The sequence below is a fragment of the Sphingobium sp. ba1 genome (assembly GCF_000743655.1).
In the GTDB taxonomy this organism is placed as follows: domain Bacteria; phylum Pseudomonadota; class Alphaproteobacteria; order Sphingomonadales; family Sphingomonadaceae; genus Sphingobium.
The window spans coordinates 1-2420 of record NZ_JPPQ01000012.1 but is presented as its reverse complement, the minus strand read 5'-3'; the positions used below and the strand labels follow the sequence as shown (position 1 = coordinate 2420).

Sequence of the window (2420 nt, the reverse complement as noted above, 5' to 3'; positions counted from 1 at the left end):
ACCCGCCGATATTGCGCCGGGCTGACGGTGAAGCGGGTCGGCCCCGGTACGGCGGTGAACTTCTCCGGCTCCAATATGCCCGACCCATCCGGCGTCACGCGCAGGCTATAAGACGGACAGGCACCAAAACAGCGCCCGGCGGTGAAGCGGATCGTCTCGCCCGCCGCCTTGGGCGTCTCCAGTTCGTTATCCGCGGCAGCACAGCCCACCAGCAGCAGCGCACTCGCCGCCATCATCATTCGCATCGTCATAGCCTCTCATACCCACTTATTGTCGTCATGACACTGGCAACACACGCCGCCGGGCGCTAAGCGCCGTCACCATATCGTTTTGGAGAAATATTATGCGTCCTTCCGGCCGCGCGCCCGACCAGATGCGCGACATCACCATGGAGCCAGGCTTCACCATCCATGCCGAGGGTAGCTGCCTGATCAGCTTCGGCGATACGCGCGTGCTGTGCACCGCGTCGGTCGAAGAGAAGGTGCCGCCCTTCCTGCGCGGCAAGGGGTCGGGCTGGGTCACCGCCGAATATGGCATGCTGCCCCGCGCCACGCACACGCGCGGCAGCCGCGAAGCCGCCAAGGGCAAGCAGTCGGGCCGCACTCAGGAAATTCAGCGCCTCATCGGTCGTTCGCTGCGGACGGTCGTAGATATGAAGAAGCTCGGCGAACGCCAGATCGTGATCGATTGCGACGTGATCCAGGCCGATGGCGGCACCCGCACGGCGGCGATCTCCGGCTCCTGGGTCGCGCTGCGCATCGCCGTGGACAAGCTGATGGCGTCGGGCGCGCTGAAGGAAGACCCGATCATCCAGAAGGTCGCGGCGATCAGCTGCGGCATCTACAACGGCACCCCCGTCCTCGACCTCGATTATGCCGAGGACAGCAATGCCGAAACCGACGCCAACCTCATCCTGACCGGCGACGGCAAGTTCGCCGAAGTCCAGGCGACGGCCGAAGGTGCCGCCTATGACGAGGAAGAACTGCTCCGCCTCCTGCGCCTCGCGCGCATAGGCTGCGCGAAGATCTTCGCCGCGCAGGATGTCGCCACGGGGCGGTAAGTCCCGCACACGCATCTCTTCGTCATGCCAGCGACCCGAAGGGCGGCCGAAGGCCAACGCTGACATCTCCCTTTTCTTTTGACGCCGATGCAGCGAAAAAGAAGGGAGATCCCAGCTTTCGCTGGGATGACGGACAATGTTTTAGGGTAACATCATGACCGACCAATTCGGACAGGAACAAGCGATCCGCAAGCTCGCCCCCGGCAAGCTGGTGATCGCCAGCCATAATGCGGGCAAGGTGCGCGAAATCGCCGCCTTGCTTGGCCCCTTTGGGATCGAACCGATCTCGGCCGCATCGCTCGACCTGCCCGAACCGGAGGAAACCGGCACCACCTTCATCGCCAATGCGGAACTCAAGGCGATGCAGGCGGCAGACCTCTCCGGCCTGCCCGCGCTCGCCGACGATAGCGGCCTGTGCGTCGAGGCGCTGGGCGGCGACCCCGGCCTCTTCTCCGCACGCTGGGCGGGGGAGTCCAAGGACTTTGCGCTCGCCATGCAGAAGGTGTGGGACGGAATCGAAGCCAAGGGGCCGGATGCGGGCCATGACGCCCATTTCATCTGCGCCCTTGCCCTCGCCTGGCCCGACGGCCATATCCAGGCATTCGAAGGTCGGGTCGACGGCACGCTGGTCTGGCCCCCGCGCGGGGACCAGGGCTTTGGCTATGACGCCATGTTCGTGCCGCTCGGCCATGACATCAGCTTCGGCGAAATGGACCCCGACGCCAAACACGCCATGAGCCACCGCGCCGACGCCTTCCGGCAACTGGTCGCGGCGACATTTTGATCCACGCCCGCGTTACGGCGCGGGTACGGCTTTCAGCGTCGCCTGACCAATGTGCCAGCGCAATTGGCTGGGTGATGCTCCCTCCACATCATTGACCCGCCGCACGACATAATCGCCTGCGAAACGCTGGACGGTGCCGTTCTGCAACTGTGAATCCACCGTCACCGGCACGGTCTGATAGATCGACCCAGCGCCAGCGCTACCCGGCTCCACCTTGCCGATCGTCACGCGCGTCGACCGGGTATTGGCAAAGCCCGCCTGAAAAGCCTGCAAGGTCTGGTTCGGCGGGCCGTCATCCCCCCATTGCGCCCAGGCGGTGCCATAATCCCTGGCATTGATCGCGGCATAATAGCGCTGCACGACGGCGATCGCCGCCGCCATGCTCTTGGGCGCGGGGTCGCATCCCGGCATCGGGTCGCCTTTCCCGTCGAACAGGGCGCAACTGCGCGCAATCTCATCCTCGATCAGCGCGCAGCTATTGGCCGCATTGCAGGGCGGATGCGTCGCGGGCGACACATTACGGCACAGCTTGACGCGCTCGGCGGCAGCCGCCGATCCGATGTCCGCCGCGCAGGA

The 2420-nt window shown here is 65.0% G+C and carries 4 protein-coding genes (1 of these 4 running past the window's edge); 2 read left to right on the top strand and 2 right to left on the bottom strand.

Annotated elements, in window-relative coordinates:
- Positions 1 to 233 carry the 5' portion of a DUF6438 domain-containing protein gene (locus IL54_RS01885; protein ID WP_237748754.1) on the bottom strand. It extends 55 nt beyond the left edge of the window, so the window shows 233 of its 288 coding nt (coding positions 1-233); its start codon is at positions 231 to 233; the stop codon falls past the left edge of the window.
- A gap of 110 nt (positions 234 to 343) precedes the next feature.
- Here IL54_RS01885 and rph point away from each other — a divergent pair, with 110 nt between their 5' ends.
- Positions 344 to 1060: a ribonuclease PH gene (rph, locus tag IL54_RS01880; RefSeq protein WP_037472629.1), complete on the top strand. Its 717-nt coding sequence runs from the start codon at positions 344 to 346 to the stop codon at positions 1058 to 1060.
- 154 nt (positions 1061 to 1214) lie between these two features.
- Positions 1215 to 1844: an RdgB/HAM1 family non-canonical purine NTP pyrophosphatase gene (gene rdgB / locus IL54_RS01875; protein WP_037472626.1), complete on the top strand. Its 630-nt coding sequence runs from the start codon at positions 1215 to 1217 to the stop codon at positions 1842 to 1844.
- A gap of 12 nt (positions 1845 to 1856) precedes the next feature.
- On the opposite strand, the gene IL54_RS24525 is transcribed toward rdgB, so the two are convergent.
- On the bottom strand, positions 1857 to 2420 hold a 564-nt coding region (locus IL54_RS24525), incomplete at its 5' end, for a hypothetical protein (RefSeq protein ID WP_037472624.1).

Coding starts and splice junctions, on each gene's coding strand:
- rdgB (WP_037472626.1), top strand. CDS start 1,215: ATGACCGACCAATTCGGACAGGAACAAGCGATCCGCAAGCTCGCCCCC.
- rph (WP_037472629.1), top strand. CDS start 344: ATGCGTCCTTCCGGCCGCGCGCCCGACCAGATGCGCGACATCACCATG.